We start from the raw sequence: 13,800 nt of genomic DNA, 5'->3' as shown, positions 1-13,800 counted from the left end.
GGTGGGGTGGGAGAAGGGAACATCCCCCGTACCGCGCGAGGCGGTGCGGGGGATGTCAGATGTGGCTGGTGGTCAGTCCGCTGTCGCCTCGGCCGGAGTGTCCGCGCCGGAACCGCCACCACGGCGGCGGCGTCGGCGGCGCGGCTTGGACGCCTCGCCGTCAGACGCGGTGGCCGGCTCGGAGGGGCCGGCGTCGGCGGAGATCACGGCTGTCGCCTCGGCCGCGACCACCTCGCCGGCACGGCGGCGACGCCGGCGGCGGGGGGTACGGGTGCCTTCGTTGCCTTCGTCGGCGGCGTCGGCCGCAGGTGCCTCGGCGACGGCCGGCGTGGCGGCGTCGGAGCGGTCGCGGCGGCCATCGCCCCGACCACGGCGCTCGCCGCGACCCTCACCACGGCTCTCGCCGCGTCGGGGGCCCCGACCGCCGCTGTCGCCCCGACGGGAGCGGGTCGTCCCACCCAGATCCTCTTCGATCTCGGCGGACAGCCCGGCCCGGGTGCGCTCGGCGGTGGGCAGCGTGCCGCTGACCTCGGTGGAGATGTGCAGATCGGTGTAGAGGTGCGGCGACGTGTGGTACGTCTCCGGCGGCTCCGGCATCTCCAGACCGAGGGTCTTGTCGATGATCCGCCAGCGCGGCATGTCGTCCCAGTCGACGAAGGTCACCGCGACACCCGTCGCTCCGGCCCGGCCGGTACGACCGATCCGGTGGGTGTAGGTGTCCTGGTCTTCCGGGCAGTCGTAGTTGATGACGTGGGTGACGCCGGTGACGTCCAGCCCACGCGCCGCCACGTCGGTGGCGACCAAGATGTCGATCTTTCCGGCCCGGAAGGCCCGCAGAGCCCGCTCGCGGGCACCCTGGCCGAGGTCACCATGCACCGCGGCGACCGCGAACCCGCGGAAGTCGAGGTCCTCGGCGACCCGGTCGGCGGCCCGCTTGGTACGCGTGAAGATCATGGTCAGCCCACGCCCCTCCGCCTGGAGGATGCGCGCCACCACCTCGACCTTGTTCATCGAGTGGGTGCGGTAGACCAACTGCTGGGTCTGCGGCGACGGGCCGGTCTCGGCGGTGTGCCCGGCGTGGATCGTCATCGGCTGACGCAGGAAGCGGCGCGACAATGTGACGATCGGGTCCGGCATGGTGGCCGAGAAGAGCATCGTCTGCCGGTCTTCCGGAAGCATCGCCAGGATCTTCTCGACGTCGTCGAGGAAGCCCAGGTCGAGCATCCGGTCGGCCTCGTCGAGGACGAGTGCGTGCACCCGGTCGAGCCGGAGGTGCTTCTGCTTCTGCAGGTCCATCAGTCGGCCGGGCGTGCCGACCAGGATTTCGACACCCTTGCGCAGCGCGTCGATCTGCGGCTCGTACGCCACGCCGCCGTAGATCGGCAGCACGCGGACGCCGCGCGTCCGGCCGGCGGCGGCCAGGTCCTTGGCGACCTGGATGCCCAGCTCGCGGGTGGGAACGACGACCAGGGCCTGGGGGACACCGTCGCTGCCCTCGCCCGGGGCGAAGACCCGGTCGAGCAGGGGTACGCCAAAGCCGAGGGTCTTGCCGGTGCCGGTGGGCGCCTGACCGATCAGGTCGACGCCGCGCAGCGCGATCGGGATAGCGTATTCCTGGATGGCGAAGGCGCGGGTGATGCCAGCCGAGGCCAGGGCCTCGACGGTCTCGGCGCGGGCGCCGAGTGCGGCGAACGTGGGGGCCTCCGGTCGAACCGGGGCGGTGGGGGCCAGTTCCTGGCCGTCCAGCAAATCTTGAGTCAGGTCGCTCATGTGGATGTGGGGGTGCCCTCTCGTGGGTGCGCCCGTCATGTCCTCAGGGCGCGTTCGGTATGACGCGGGCCACACGGTCGGCGGCAGATTGCCGAGCCGGACCGGGCCGCACGCGCGCCGCGGGCTGAGCTTCGATCAGATCGGCGCCCACGGCAACTGCTCCATGTTACCTGAACAGGCATGCCCCCGTCCCGATTCCCAGGCGGCCACTCGCCACGCGGGGCAAGCAAATGTGACCTAAGCCACACTCCGCGCCGCGCCCGACGTCGCGCCCCTCGCTCCCGCCGACGTCGATCATGGACTTGTGCTGGGGTACAAAGTTCGCAAAGTGGGTTAAGGCAGGCGGCATCACTCCATGATCGGCCAGGACGGCGCGGGACGCGGTCGAGGGCCGCTACGCGATAGCCTGCCGCTCGTGTCCGCCTCCGGTTCCGCGTACGCCGACCTGCTGGGTCTGGTCGCCTTCGGTGAGCTGCTCGCCTTCGAGCGGATGGCGGGCGATGCCCGGCTCGCTCCTGACCTGCGCCGCCGGGCCGCACTGAACGAGATGGCCGCGGCCGAGATCGCCAACTACCGGCGCCTCGCCGACCGGCTCAGAGTGTTGGGCGTACCGCCCGAGGACGCGATGGCGCCCTACGTCGAGCCGTTGCAGGCGTACCACGATTCGACCGAGCCACGGGACTGGGCGGAAGTGGTCACCAAGGCGTACGTGGGCGACGCGATCACCGACGACTTCGTTCGCGAGATCGCCGACGCGCTGGAGGAACCGGACCGGGCGTTGGTGCTGGACGTCCTGCACGACTCCCGGTACGCGGACTTCGCCGCGGTGGAGATCCGGGCGGCCGTCGCCGACGACCCCCGGGTGGCCGGTCGGCTCTCCATGTGGGCCCGGCGGCTGGTCGGTGAGGCGTTGTCCCAGGCCGGCCGGGTCGCCGCCGAGCGGGCCACCCTCACCGCGCTGATCGCACGCGACGGCCGGGTCGACGTGCCGGGGCTGTTCGGCAGGCTCACCACCGCGCACACCGCGCGAATGGCCGCCGCCGGGCTGAACAACTGACCACCCGGGCGGGTCGGCCGGCGCCGGCCTGCGGCAGGTGGGCCGAGTGCCGACCTGCCGCGATGGCCGGACCGGTCAGCGGACGGTGAACCCGACCGCCCGCGACGACGCCTCGGCGATCTCGACGTAGGCGACCTTCTCGACCGGAACGATGACCCGCCGGCCCTTCTCGTCGGTCAGGGAGAGCGTGCCGCCGTTGCCGGCGAAGGCGTCGGTCACGATCTGCTCGATCTCGGCCGGCGACTGCGCGCTGTCCACTACCAGCTCGCGTGGCGCGTACTGCACGCCGATCTTGACCTCCACTGTGCCTCCTCAACTGGGGCGAAAGAACCGCCCTGCGAAGGCTATCCGATCACGGGGCCAGCGGTCAGGCTGACTCACCTTGCAGCGGGAAGCTCGCGATGCCCCGCCACGACAGCGCGGCCACCAACGCCTCGGCCTCGGCCTTCGGCACCTGCCGGCCGCCCGCCAGCCAGAACTGCGCGGCCGTCTCCGCCGCGCCGACCAGCCCGGAGGCGAGCAACTCGGCGTGCGCCCGACTCACTCCGGTGTCGGAGATGATGGTGTCGGTGATCGCCGCGATGCAGCCCTGTTCGACCCGTTCCACCCGCTGGCGCACCGCCGGGTCGTTGCGCAGATCCGACTCGAAGACGAGCCGGAACGCCTCGCTCTCGTGGTCGACGAAGTCGAAGTACGCCCGTACCGACGCGCTGACCCGCTCCTTGTTGTCGCTGGTGCCGCGCATCGCATCCTGCACCTGAGCGACGATGGCGTCACAGTGCGTGTCGAGCAGCGCGAGGTAGAGATCCATCTTTCCGGGAAAGTGTTGGTAGAGCACCGGCTTCGAAACCCCGGCCCGCTCGGCGATGTCGTCCATCGCGGCGGCGTGGTAGCCCTGCGCGACGAACACCTCCTGCGCCGCAGCGAGAAGCTGCTTACGGCGCGCGGAGCGGGGCAGGCGGGTGGGCCGGCCGGCGGTCTGTGCACCGTTCCCCGCAGCGGTCATGGGATCCTCCGAGTTCTCCGTACGAGCCGGCATTTTCCCCCCAGACCGGGCGAGGCCCGTGACCTCGGTCGTGGAAATGGCCCGCCGCTGTAACTTATCGCCACTCTCGGCACACGGTAGCCTCAGCGGGGGCGACCAAGGAGCGCGCGGTGAGTGAAACAGGGCAACCCGGAGCCGCCACCCCGGGAGAGCACGGTGACGGAGCGGGTCAGCACGACGACCCGAGTCGTTCCGTCAGTGGGTGGGCGCCTCCGGCGGGTGGGTGGCCCCGAGCCGCCGACCGCGAGGACGCCCGGGATGAGGCGCCGCGCTGGCAGCCCGACCCCGCGTCGGGTTGGCGGACCTCCTCGACACGGCACGGTGACCTGCCATCGCCGCTGGTCGGGCGGTCGGGCGACCCGGAGTCGCCGGCCCGCGCCAACGGCCACCACGTCAACGGCGCGCACCACCCGGACGACGTCAACGGCGTCCCTCACCCCGGTCTCGAACCGCCCGCAGGACGCCCCACGCCGGTGAGCGCCCCGCCCGGGCTGCCCGCTGAGGGGCGTCCCGGGGCGGCCAGCGACCGGCTCGTGGTGCCCGCCCAACGTCCCGCACCGCCGACGGAGCAGAGTGCCGTCGAGCCCGACCCGGGCTCCTCCCCACAGTTCACAGTCGATCCGGCTGCCGCGCACCGTGCCCGCTGGGCCGAGCCCGGGTTGCCCACCCCGGCCCCGCCGGCCGTCCAGGTGCCGCCCGTCGGCACCGCGGCGTCGGGCTTTGAGGTGCCGCCCGGTTTCCACGCGCCGACCGGCGAGCGGCTGGCCGCCGACGAGAATCCGACCGCGCCACGCGACTGGCGGGACCCGCTCGCACCCGAGCCCGCGGCGACCGCGGGACGCACCCCGGGCCCGACCGCGTCCGCCGACGAGGGCGAGCCCGGTCGCGCTAGCGAAGGTTCCCGGCCGGCGGAGACGCATCGCGCCGGAGAGGCGCACCGCAGCGGCGACGCGCACCGCGCCGGCGAAACGCACCGGGCCGGGGAGTCGTCGGCCATCGAGCCCGACTGGTCGGGGCCGAACTGGAACCGTCCGAGCTGGGGTGGCGGGTGGGCCCCGCCCTGGTCCCGCCAGGACGACGAGCCGGCTGGCCCGGCAGCACGGGACGAGTCGGCACCGGACTGGGTCGGCGAACCCCACCAGCCGTACGAGCCGGTGCGCGCCGAGGTGCCCCGTCCGTACGAGCCGGTGCGCGCCGAACCACCCCGGGCGTACGAACCCGCCCGGGTCGAATCCGAGTCCACCCCGGAACGCCCCGCCGAACCGACCACCGTACCGCCTGTTGATCGTCCGTCGTGGGCTGGTGGTGTGACGCCGACCAGTGGTCCGCCTGTTGATCGTCCGTCGTGGGCTGGTGGTGTGACGCCGACCAGCGGTCCGCCTGCTGACCGTCCGTCCTGGGCGGGGTCCGGGGCGACCGGTGGCCCCCGGGCCGACCGCCCGTCCTGGGCTGGCGGGGCCGATCCCGACCCCACCAGCGCGTCACCCGCGCGGCCCTCCTGGGCTGGGGGGTCCGATCCGACGCCGACAAGCGTGCCGCCGGTGCGGCCGTCCTGGGCCGGCGGGTCCGAGGCGGCGACCAGCGTGCCGCCGGTGCGGCCGTCCTGGGCTGGCGGGTCCGAACCGCCTGCGACCGGCGCGGCGTCGACGCGGCAGTCAGTGACCGGTGGTGCCGATCCGGCGCCGGCCGCTTCGCCGCCGACGCGACCCTCCTGGGCCTCCAGCCCGGCACCGGCCGACCCACCCGCACCGCCCGAGGCGATGCCTCCGGCACCCGCCGGACCGCCTCCGGCTCCGGCCGGGCCACCTCCCACGCTGACCGACGCGCCACCGGCTCCGGCAGGCCCGTCGCTGGTCGCGGAGCGCTCGTCCTGGACCGGCGGTTCGCCGACGGCGAGCAGTTCCCGGGCCGAGCGGCCGGACTGGTCCGAGGGCCGGCTTCCGGCCACCCCGGTCGAGCGCCCGTCGTGGCCGGCCAGCCGGTCGGCCAGCGCTGGTGAGGGCGAGACGCCCGGCCGGTCCCGGCCCGACGTCCGACCGACAGCACCGTTCCGGCTCCGGCCGGCGACACCCGAGCCTGGTCCGTCACCCGTCGAGCCGTCCCCACCGGTCGCGCCGGTCAACGGTTCGCCATCGACTGACGCCACCCCGTCCTCCACCACAGCGGTCCCGCCCACCGCCACAAAGGGTTCCGGCCGCCGCGATCAGCCCGCACCGGCGTCCGCCTCCGCCTACGCGGCGCGCCGATCCGCTCCCGACCCGACGTCGCCGGCCGACGATGGCCGGGAGTCGACTGCGAGCGCTGTGGTGCTGCCGCAGCGCGTCCCCGCAGAACCGGACGTGCCCGTCGTGCCGGAGCCGCCAGCCGTGGAGCCACCCGCCGAAACCCCGGAACTTGCCCGCATCGCCACTCACCTGCGCCGGGACGACGAGCCAGCCCCACTGCGCGAGCGCCCCGAGGGGTTCGATGTCAACGCCATCCTGGACGCCGTCCGGGAGGTGGCCGGTGTCCGCGACGCGGCCCTGCGCCGCACGCCGGCGGGGGCGCACAGTCTGCGACTCGACCTCGCCGACGGTGCCGACCCGGCCGAGGTGAGTCGGCAGGTGGCCCGGCTGCTCCAGGAGCGGATGGGGTTGGCCGCAGCCCCGCAGAACGTGCCCGGCCTGCCCAGCACGCCGCCTCCACCGGTTCGCCGTCGCGCGGCTGAGCCCGCCGAGCGGCGTACCCCGGAGACTCGAAACGCGGCTTCGCGCGACCCAGGCGAGGTCCGGTCGGCCGACTCGCCGACGGTGGCCCGCCCGTCCGTCGGTCGGGTCGATTCCCCGCCGGCCGGGCCGGAGCAGCGGACCGGCACGGACCCGATGCGCCGCCGCCGGTCGAACGCTCCGCACCGGGGGCGCGCCACGGTGGAGGAACCCGGGTCGGTCTCGTCCGCGCCGACCGGCACCGCGACCGGTAGCCCGGCGACGCTGGGTACGTCGTACTCCGGTGGCCAGGTGACCACGACGGAGTCGGCGCCGTCCCGGCCGCTGGAGACCGGCGGTGCGCCGGGGCCCCGAGTGGTGCTCGACCACGTGCAGGTCAGCACCTTTGGCCTGGACGCGAACGTGGAGGTCCGGCTGCTGGCCGGGGGTGACAGCGCCTCCGGGTACGCCACCGGGCCGGCGGTGGACGGCTACGTGTTGCGGCTCTGCGCGGTGGCGGCGGCGGCCGCGGTGGACGAGTTGCTGCGCGGTGCCGAGAACGCCGAGCGGGGGCGCTGTTTCGTCGAACACGCTGCTGTGGTGCCGTTCGGCAATTGCGAGGTGGCCACAGTGGTGGCGCTGCTGGTCTGTGAGGGCTGGGTCGAGCAGCTCGCCGGGTCGGCCCTGGTCGCTGGTGATCCGCGTCAGGCGGTGGTCCGGGCGACGCTGGCGGCGGTCAACCGTCGGCTGGAGGCGCTGCTGTCCTGAGTGGTCCGAGGCAGACTGGAGCAATGAGACGCGCCACCCTCTGGCCGGACCACCTGCTCCCCGACGACTCCGTTCCGCCGCCATGGCCGGGCCGGGAAGTCCGCCTCGACGGACGGGTCACCTACGTGCGGGACACCCCGGCCACCGCCGCTGGCGCGGAGCCGGCGCTGTACGTGCACGGGTTGGGCGGGTCGTCGCAGAACTGGACCGACCTGGCCGGGCTGCTCGCCGACCGGCTGGACGGTCAGGCCATCGACCTGCCCGGCTTCGGCCGTAGCGAGCCGGGCCCGAGCTACACGATTCCGGCCTTCGCGGATCTGGTGGTCCGCTGGATCGAGCATTCCGGTCGAGGGCCGGTGCACCTGTTCGGCAATTCGCTGGGCGGGGCTGTGGCGGTCCAGGTCGCCGGGCTCCGGCCGGATCTGGTCCGCACCCTCACCCTGATCTCCCCGGCGCTGCCGTTCCTGGATTTCCGGCGCTCGTTGCAGGGGCGGATGCTGCCGGTGCTCGCCATTCCGCGAGGGGAGCGGCTGGTCGCCCGGCACCTCACCCAGCTCGCTCCCGAGGTGATGGCTCAGCAGGTGCTGGAGGCGTGCGTTGCCGACCTCAGCCGGATCTGCGATCAGCGCCGGGCCGAGGCGCTGGAGGAGATCCGGGTGCGGTACGAGGCCGAGCACTACGCTGCCGCGTACGTCCGGACGTTCCGTGGGCTGGTCTCCAGCTTCCTGCGGGCGTACCTGCCGGGGCCGGGGTCGCTGTGGCGCCTCGCCGAGGCGGTACGGGCTCCGACACTGGTGGTGGGCGGTCTGCAGGACCGTCTGGTCGACGTGCGGGTCGGGCCGCAGACCGCCCGGGTCATTCCGGACAGCCGATTGATGATGCTTGAGGGCGTCGGTCATGTGGCGCAGTTGGAGGTTCCCCGGCTGGTTGCCCGCGCGGTGGTCGGCCTGCTCGCCGAAACGGAGGACACCGCGGGGCGGTCTGATCTGGCAGGCTGACCTGGATGCCCAGCTCAGCCCGCCATCCTGCTCGCCGTCGGCGACGTTTCGCGCTGTTCGCCCAACTGGTGGCGGTGGTGGTGGCCGTCGGTGCGGTGGTGACCGTGATCGCCGAGGGGCCGGGTGGGCGTCCCGGCGCTGACCGGTTGGCCGCCGAGGAGATCGGCCCGCCGCCGCTGGTGGCTGGGCCGCTGCCGCCCGACCCGTCGCCCTCTGCCGCGGTTCCGTCCAGCCCGGCCCCGGTGTTGCGGGTGCCCGGCGCGGTCCCGAGCGCCGGTACTGGCGGGTTCGGCTACGACGCCCGCTCCGGCCCGGTACTGGGTCGGGCGGGTGAGCTGCGGCGTTACCGGGTCGCTGTGGAGTCGGGCAGTGCCGAGGGCGTCACCGGGTTCGCCCAGGCGGTTGAGGCGGCGCTCGCCGGGCCGGGCAGTTGGGTCGACAGCGGCAGGTTGCGGTTGCAGCAGGTGCCGGGGGCTGCGCCTCGGGACTTCACCGTCTACCTGGCGACCGCCCGTACCGCGGGTCGGATGTGCGCGAAGGGTGGGGTGGACATCCGGATCGGCGGTCGCCCGTACACGTCCTGTCGGGCACCCGGCCAGGTGATCATCAACCTGGATCGGTGGCGGTTGTCGGTGCCGCACTTCGTCTCGGCCGGTGTGCCGTTGGCTGTCTACCGGACGTACGTGGTCAACCACGAGGTGGGCCACCAGCTCGGGCATCGGCACGAGCGCTGTCCCGGCGCTGGCCGGCCCGCGCCGGTGATGATGCAGCAGACGCTCTTCCTCAACGGCTGCCGGGTCAACCCCTGGCCGTACCTGAATGGGCGTCGATACACCGGTCCGGCGCTGTGAGTGGATTGGCCCGACACGCCGACGAATGACTCCTCCATCAGGCGTCTTGCGGCAATAGCTATAAAAACGGAGAAATGCCCGAATAATCTGGCACGCTTGATCCCATGACGCCGTCGTCCCCTTACGGCCCGCCCCGGCCGCCCGAGCCCCGGTCGGCGTCGCAGGGTGTGCGTCCCGCGTTCGTCCGGATGCACAGGCGTCGTCGTCGCAGCATGCTGCTCGGCCTGCTCGTGCTCGCAACCGCCATCGGGGTGACGGTGAGCCGGGGCGGCGAGCCGTCGGTCGAGCCTCCGGCCACCACGCAGGGTGGCATGGGCCACGGAGGTGGGGTGGCCGCGCACCCCGCGCCCACCGGCTATCCGTCGGTCGGAGCGGGACGCTTCACGGCAGCCGACGGCGAGACATCAGTGCACGGCACGGACGGACCGCTGCACCGGTACCGGGTCGTCGTCGAACGAGGCGCCGGCCAGGACGCCGAGGTGTTCGCCGCCACGGTGGACGAGGTGCTGGCCGACCCGCGCAGTTGGATCGCGTCCGATGAGCTGCGGGTGCAACGGGTGGCCGACGCCCGGGCCGCCGACTTCACCATCTACCTGGCCACCCCTGTCACGTCCGAGCGGATGTGCGCCGAGGGCGGCCTGACCACCGAGCGCTACACCTCCTGTCGTCTGCCCGGTCAGGTCATCATCAACCTGGCCCGCTGGATGGAGGCGGTCCCCGACTACGGCGCCTCGCTGGACACGTACCGGACGTACGTCATCAACCACGAGGTGGGCCACGAGTTCGGCGAGGAGCACGAGGCGTGCCCCGGCCCGGGGGAGCCCGCCCCGGTGATGCAGCAGCAGACGTACGGCCTGCAAGGGTGCGTCGCCAACGCCTGGCCGTACCTCGACGGTCGTCGTTACGCGGGGGACATCGTCCCCTGATCTGGCGGGTCGTCGGTTATTCCCGCTCCCGCATAGCGGACCACGTGTCGTCCCTCATGGCCGAGGAGGGCTCCCGCGAGCAACAATGGCGCGGTTCACACCGCCGATCCCGGGGAGTCCACCGTGTCGTTGCCCCCGCTCGTCGAGCCCGCCGCCGAGCTGACCGTAGACGAGATCCGCCGCTACTCACGTCACTTGATCATTCCGGACGTCGGGGTGACCGGCCAGAAGCGGCTGAAGAACGCCCGGGTGCTCTGTGTCGGTGCCGGTGGCCTCGGGTCGCCCGCCCTCTTGTACCTCGCTGCGGCGGGCGTCGGCACGCTCGGCATCATCGACTTCGACACCGTCGACGAGTCGAACCTCCAGCGCCAGGTCATCCACGGCGTGTCCGACGTCGGCCGGTCCAAGGCCGAGTCCGCCGCCGCGTCGATCCGCGAGATCAACCCCCTGGTCAACGTGGAGATCCACAACACCGCGCTGGACCGGGAGAACGTCCGCGAGATCTTCGCCCAGTACGACCTGATCGTCGACGGCACCGACAACTTCGCCACCCGCTACATGGTGAACGATGCGGCGGTGCTGCTGGGTAAGCCGTATGTCTGGGGCTCGATCTACCGCTTCGACGGCCAGGCGTCGGTGTTCTGGGCCGAGCACGGCCCCTGCTACCGCTGCCTCTACCCGGAGCCGCCGCCGCCCGGCATGGTTCCCTCCTGCGCTGAGGGCGGCGTGCTCGGAGTGCTCTGCGCGTCGATCGGTTCGATCCAGGTGAACGAGGCGATCAAGCTGCTCGCCGGCATCGGAGAGCCGTTGGTCGGCCGCCTGATGGTCTACGACGCCCTGGAGATGGAATACCGCAAGATCAAGGTCCGCAAGGACCCGAACTGCGCGCTCTGCGGCGACAACCCGACCGTCACCGACCTGCTGGAAGACTACGAGGACTTCTGCGGCGCGGTCTCCGAGGAGGCCCAGGAGGCGACGCTCGACTCGACCATCACCGCCCTGGAGCTCAAGGAGTGGCAGGACGCCGGCAAGGACATCTTCCTCGTCGACGTACGCGAGCCGGCCGAGTACGAGATCGTCCGGATCCCCGGCGCCACCCTGATCCCCAAGGGCGACATCATCTCCGGTGAGGCCCTCGCGAAGCTGCCGCAGGACCGGCAGATCGTGCTGCACTGCAAGTCCGGCGTCCGCTCGGCGGAGGCGCTCGCCGCGCTCAAGGCGGCCGGTTTCAAGGATGCCGTGCACGTGCAGGGCGGCGTGCTCTCCTGGATCAAGCAGATCGACCCGTCGCTGCCCGCGTACTGACCGATCGAGCCGGGACGGCCCTGGCGCGGCCACGCCGCCGCGCCGGGGTGGCCCAGGCGACCGCCCCCGGCAAATCGACGCAGATGACGCCGAGCGGCCGTCCCGCCGGAGCGACGCAGCCACTCCGGGCTGGCCGATTCTCCGAGGCGGCATCGCGTCTGCGCAGGTAGCGTCTCCGCCGTGGTCGACTTGGAAGCCGCGATCGGGTTCGTCGTGGCGCATGGGGATGCGGTGGAACGCGCCCGTCTCTCCTGGCTCCGCAACGGCACCGCCGTGCCCGCCGAGTTGCTGGAGACGGCCGAGGTCGGCCAGTCGCCGGACGGCGGCTGGCCGGCCACCTGGGGCGGCGAGGTCGCCTCGATCGACGCCACCTGCTTCCGGCTCGTCGAGCTGGACGACCTGGGCGGGCTCGGGCGTCCCGCCGCCCGCCGCGCGCTGGACTGGCTGGCGTCCCGGCAGCAGGCCGACGGCGGTTGGGAAGAGGACGCGTCGCTGGCCGACTCGGCACCGGAGTGGGCCCGTCCCGGCGACCCGGAGGCCGGGTTCCTCGTGACGGCCAACGCCGGCTTCTGGCTCACTGTCGCTGGCCTGGACGCCCGGGCCTCGGGTCCGCTCGACCATCGGGTCGGTGGGGCGTACGCCGGGGTGGTGCAGGCCGCTGCCCACTCGCTCGCCGTGCGGCTGCGCCCGGACGGTAGCTGGCCGTCGTACCTCGCCGCGGGCTGGCTGAGCGCGGCCGTGCTGCACCGGCAGGAGATGTTCCAGGAGTCCGCCCGGATCCAGGTGGTGCTCGCCGAGCGGATGCCGAAGATGCCCCCCGGGGACGTGGCGTGGCTGGCTGCCACGTTGCGCCGCGCCGGCGTCGACCCACAGGACTGGATCATGGTGCGGGCGCTGCGCCGGCTGACCGAGACCCAGCGCAGCGACGGCGGGTGGGAGAGCGAGGACGGCCACCAGTTCGACGTGCACGCCACGCTGGCCGCGATCCGGGCGGCCCGCCCCGCGCCGCCGGGCTGACCCCGGGCCCCACCTCGCCGATCTTGCAGTTCCTGTCACGGATTTGCGGCCACATGCCCCTTATGTCGAGACAGCAAATGCAAGATCGCGGAAGTGGGGGTTGGCTCTAGCGCACGTGCCCGTCGCCGGTGACGACGTACTTGGTGCTGGTCAGCTCGGGCAGGCCCATCGGACCGCGAGCGTGCAGCTTCTGGGTGGAGATGCCGATCTCCGCCCCGAAGCCGAACTCGCCGCCGTCGGTGAACCGGGTCGAAGCGTTCACCATCACCGCCGCCGCGTCCACCCTCGCGACGAAGTCGCGGGCCGCGCTCGCCGAGTCGGTCACGATCGCCTCGGTGTGCCCGGTGCCGAAGCGGCGGATGTGCGCGACCGCCGCGTCCAGCGAGTCGACCACCGCCACCGAGATGTCGGCGGACAGGTACTCGGTGGCGTAGTCCTCGTCGGTCGCCGGGACCACAGCGGCGGAGTGGGCGGCCACAGCGGGAGAGCCGTGCACTGTCACCCCCGCCTCGGCGAACGCGGCCAGCACCAACGGCAGGAACGCGTCAGCGATGCCCGCGTGCACCAGCAGCGACTCGGCGGTGTTGCAGGTGGACAGGCGTTGCGTCTTGGCGTTCAGCGTCACCGCCACGGCCTTCGCCAGGTCGGCGGCGGCATCGACGTAGACGTGGCAGTTGCCCACCCCGGTCTCGATCACCGGCACTGTCGACTCCTCGACCACGGTCCGGATGAGCGACGCGCCACCGCGCGGAATGAGCACGTCGACGAGACCCCTGGCGCGCATCAGCTCCTTCACCGAGTCACGGGAGCTGGCGTCGAGCAACTGCACCGCGTCGGCGGGCAGACCGGCCCCGGCGACCGCGTCGCGCAGCACCGCGACCAGCGCGGCGTTCGAGTGCGCGGCCGACGACGACCCGCGCAGCAGCGCCGCGTTGCCGGACTTGAGGCAGATCCCGGCGGCGTCCACCGTCACGTTGGGCCGCGCCTCGTAGATGATGCCGACCACCCCGAACGGCACCCGGATCTGACGCAGCTCCAGGCCGTTGGGGAGGGTCGACCCCCGGACCACCTCGCCGACCGGGTCGGGCAACGCCGCCATCTCACGCAGCGCGTCGGCGATGCCGGCCACCCGACCCGCGTCGAGCGCGAGCCGGTCCAGCACTGCCGCGCTCAGCCCGGCCTCACGGCCAGCCGCCAGGTCCGTCTCGTTCGCGGTCAGGATCTCCGGGGTACGCGCCACCAGCGCGTCGGCCATCGCCACCAGCGCGGCGTCCTTGACCGTACGCGTGGCCACTGCCAACTCCGCGGCGGCGTCCCTCGCCCGTCGCGCCTGCTCGGTAACGCTCATGCCGGCACTCCTCAGATGGTGTGGGAAGGTC

Annotated in this window: 9 protein-coding genes and 2 pseudogenes; 7 read left to right on the top strand and 4 right to left on the bottom strand. The window is 72.8% G+C overall.

What is annotated here, in order from left to right:
• Positions 1–72: 72 nt before the first annotated feature.
• Positions 73–1,770, bottom strand: a complete 1,698-nt coding sequence (locus tag AB0K35_RS06695) for a DEAD/DEAH box helicase (protein ID WP_363884090.1) — start codon at positions 1,768–1,770, stop codon at positions 73–75.
• Between the two features lie 415 nt (positions 1,771–2,185).
• On the opposite strand from AB0K35_RS06695, the gene AB0K35_RS06690 reads away from it, so the two are divergent.
• A complete protein-coding gene (locus tag AB0K35_RS06690) occupies positions 2,186–2,827 on the top strand; it encodes a ferritin-like fold-containing protein (RefSeq protein WP_238666885.1) in 642 nt (213 codons plus the stop codon).
• Positions 2,828–2,902: 75 nt separating this feature from the next.
• Here the strand turns inward: AB0K35_RS06690 and AB0K35_RS06685 are convergent, their stop codons facing one another.
• Positions 2,903–3,130, bottom strand: coding sequence for a DUF3107 domain-containing protein (locus AB0K35_RS06685; protein ID WP_088950288.1), 228 nt, complete (start codon positions 3,128–3,130; stop codon positions 2,903–2,905).
• 64 nt (positions 3,131–3,194) lie between these two features.
• Positions 3,195–3,833, bottom strand: coding sequence for a TetR/AcrR family transcriptional regulator (locus tag AB0K35_RS06680; RefSeq protein ID WP_030489514.1), 639 nt, complete (start codon positions 3,831–3,833; stop codon positions 3,195–3,197).
• A gap of 2,270 nt (positions 3,834–6,103) precedes the next feature.
• Between AB0K35_RS06680 and AB0K35_RS06675 the strand changes: the two are divergent.
• The 6 genes and pseudogenes from AB0K35_RS06675 to AB0K35_RS06650 all read left to right on the top strand — a co-directional run.
• Positions 6,104–7,324, top strand: a pseudogene (locus AB0K35_RS06675) (hypothetical protein); the annotation flags it as partial.
• 23 nt (positions 7,325–7,347) lie between these two features.
• Positions 7,348–8,322 (top strand): alpha/beta hydrolase, encoded by a 975-nt coding sequence (locus tag AB0K35_RS06670; RefSeq protein WP_363884088.1) that lies wholly within the window; start codon positions 7,348–7,350, stop codon positions 8,320–8,322.
• 5 nt (positions 8,323–8,327) lie between these two features.
• On the top strand, positions 8,328–9,173 hold the full coding sequence (locus tag AB0K35_RS06665) for a DUF3152 domain-containing protein (RefSeq protein WP_357364418.1): 846 nt from the start codon (positions 8,328–8,330) through the stop codon (positions 9,171–9,173).
• A gap of 104 nt (positions 9,174–9,277) precedes the next feature.
• Complete coding sequence (locus AB0K35_RS06660; protein WP_238666882.1) at positions 9,278–10,099, top strand: DUF3152 domain-containing protein; 822 nt, start codon at positions 9,278–9,280, stop codon at positions 10,097–10,099.
• Positions 10,100–10,155: 56 nt separating this feature from the next.
• A pseudogene (gene moeZ, locus AB0K35_RS06655) lies at positions 10,156–11,404 on the top strand (adenylyltransferase/sulfurtransferase MoeZ).
• Between the two features lie 129 nt (positions 11,405–11,533).
• Entirely contained in the window at positions 11,534–12,421 is an 888-nt protein-coding gene (locus AB0K35_RS06650) for a prenyltransferase/squalene oxidase repeat-containing protein (protein ID WP_238667155.1), read from the top strand.
• Between the two features lie 106 nt (positions 12,422–12,527).
• On the opposite strand, the gene AB0K35_RS06645 is transcribed toward AB0K35_RS06650, so the two are convergent.
• On the bottom strand, positions 12,528–13,769 hold the full coding sequence (locus AB0K35_RS06645) for a glutamate-5-semialdehyde dehydrogenase (protein ID WP_238666880.1): 1,242 nt from the start codon (positions 13,767–13,769) through the stop codon (positions 12,528–12,530).
• Positions 13,770–13,800 lie beyond the last annotated feature (31 nt).

Origin of the sequence: Micromonospora sp. NPDC053740 (assembly GCF_040677775.1) — a bacterium.
Lineage (GTDB): Bacteria > Actinomycetota > Actinomycetes > Mycobacteriales > Micromonosporaceae > Micromonospora > Micromonospora alfalfae.
This window is presented reverse-complemented; position numbering and strand designations above follow the sequence as displayed.

Coding starts and splice junctions, on each gene's coding strand:
- AB0K35_RS06665 (WP_357364418.1), top strand. CDS start 8,328: ATGCCCAGCTCAGCCCGCCATCCTGCTCGCCGTCGGCGACGTTTCGCG.
- AB0K35_RS06670 (WP_363884088.1), top strand. CDS start 7,348: ATGAGACGCGCCACCCTCTGGCCGGACCACCTGCTCCCCGACGACTCC.
- AB0K35_RS06660 (WP_238666882.1), top strand. CDS start 9,278: ATGACGCCGTCGTCCCCTTACGGCCCGCCCCGGCCGCCCGAGCCCCGG.
- AB0K35_RS06695 (WP_363884090.1), bottom strand. CDS start 1,770: ATGAGCGACCTGACTCAAGATTTGCTGGACGGCCAGGAACTGGCCCCC.
- AB0K35_RS06645 (WP_238666880.1), bottom strand. CDS start 13,769: ATGAGCGTTACCGAGCAGGCGCGACGGGCGAGGGACGCCGCCGCGGAG.
- AB0K35_RS06680 (WP_030489514.1), bottom strand. CDS start 3,833: ATGACCGCTGCGGGGAACGGTGCACAGACCGCCGGCCGGCCCACCCGC.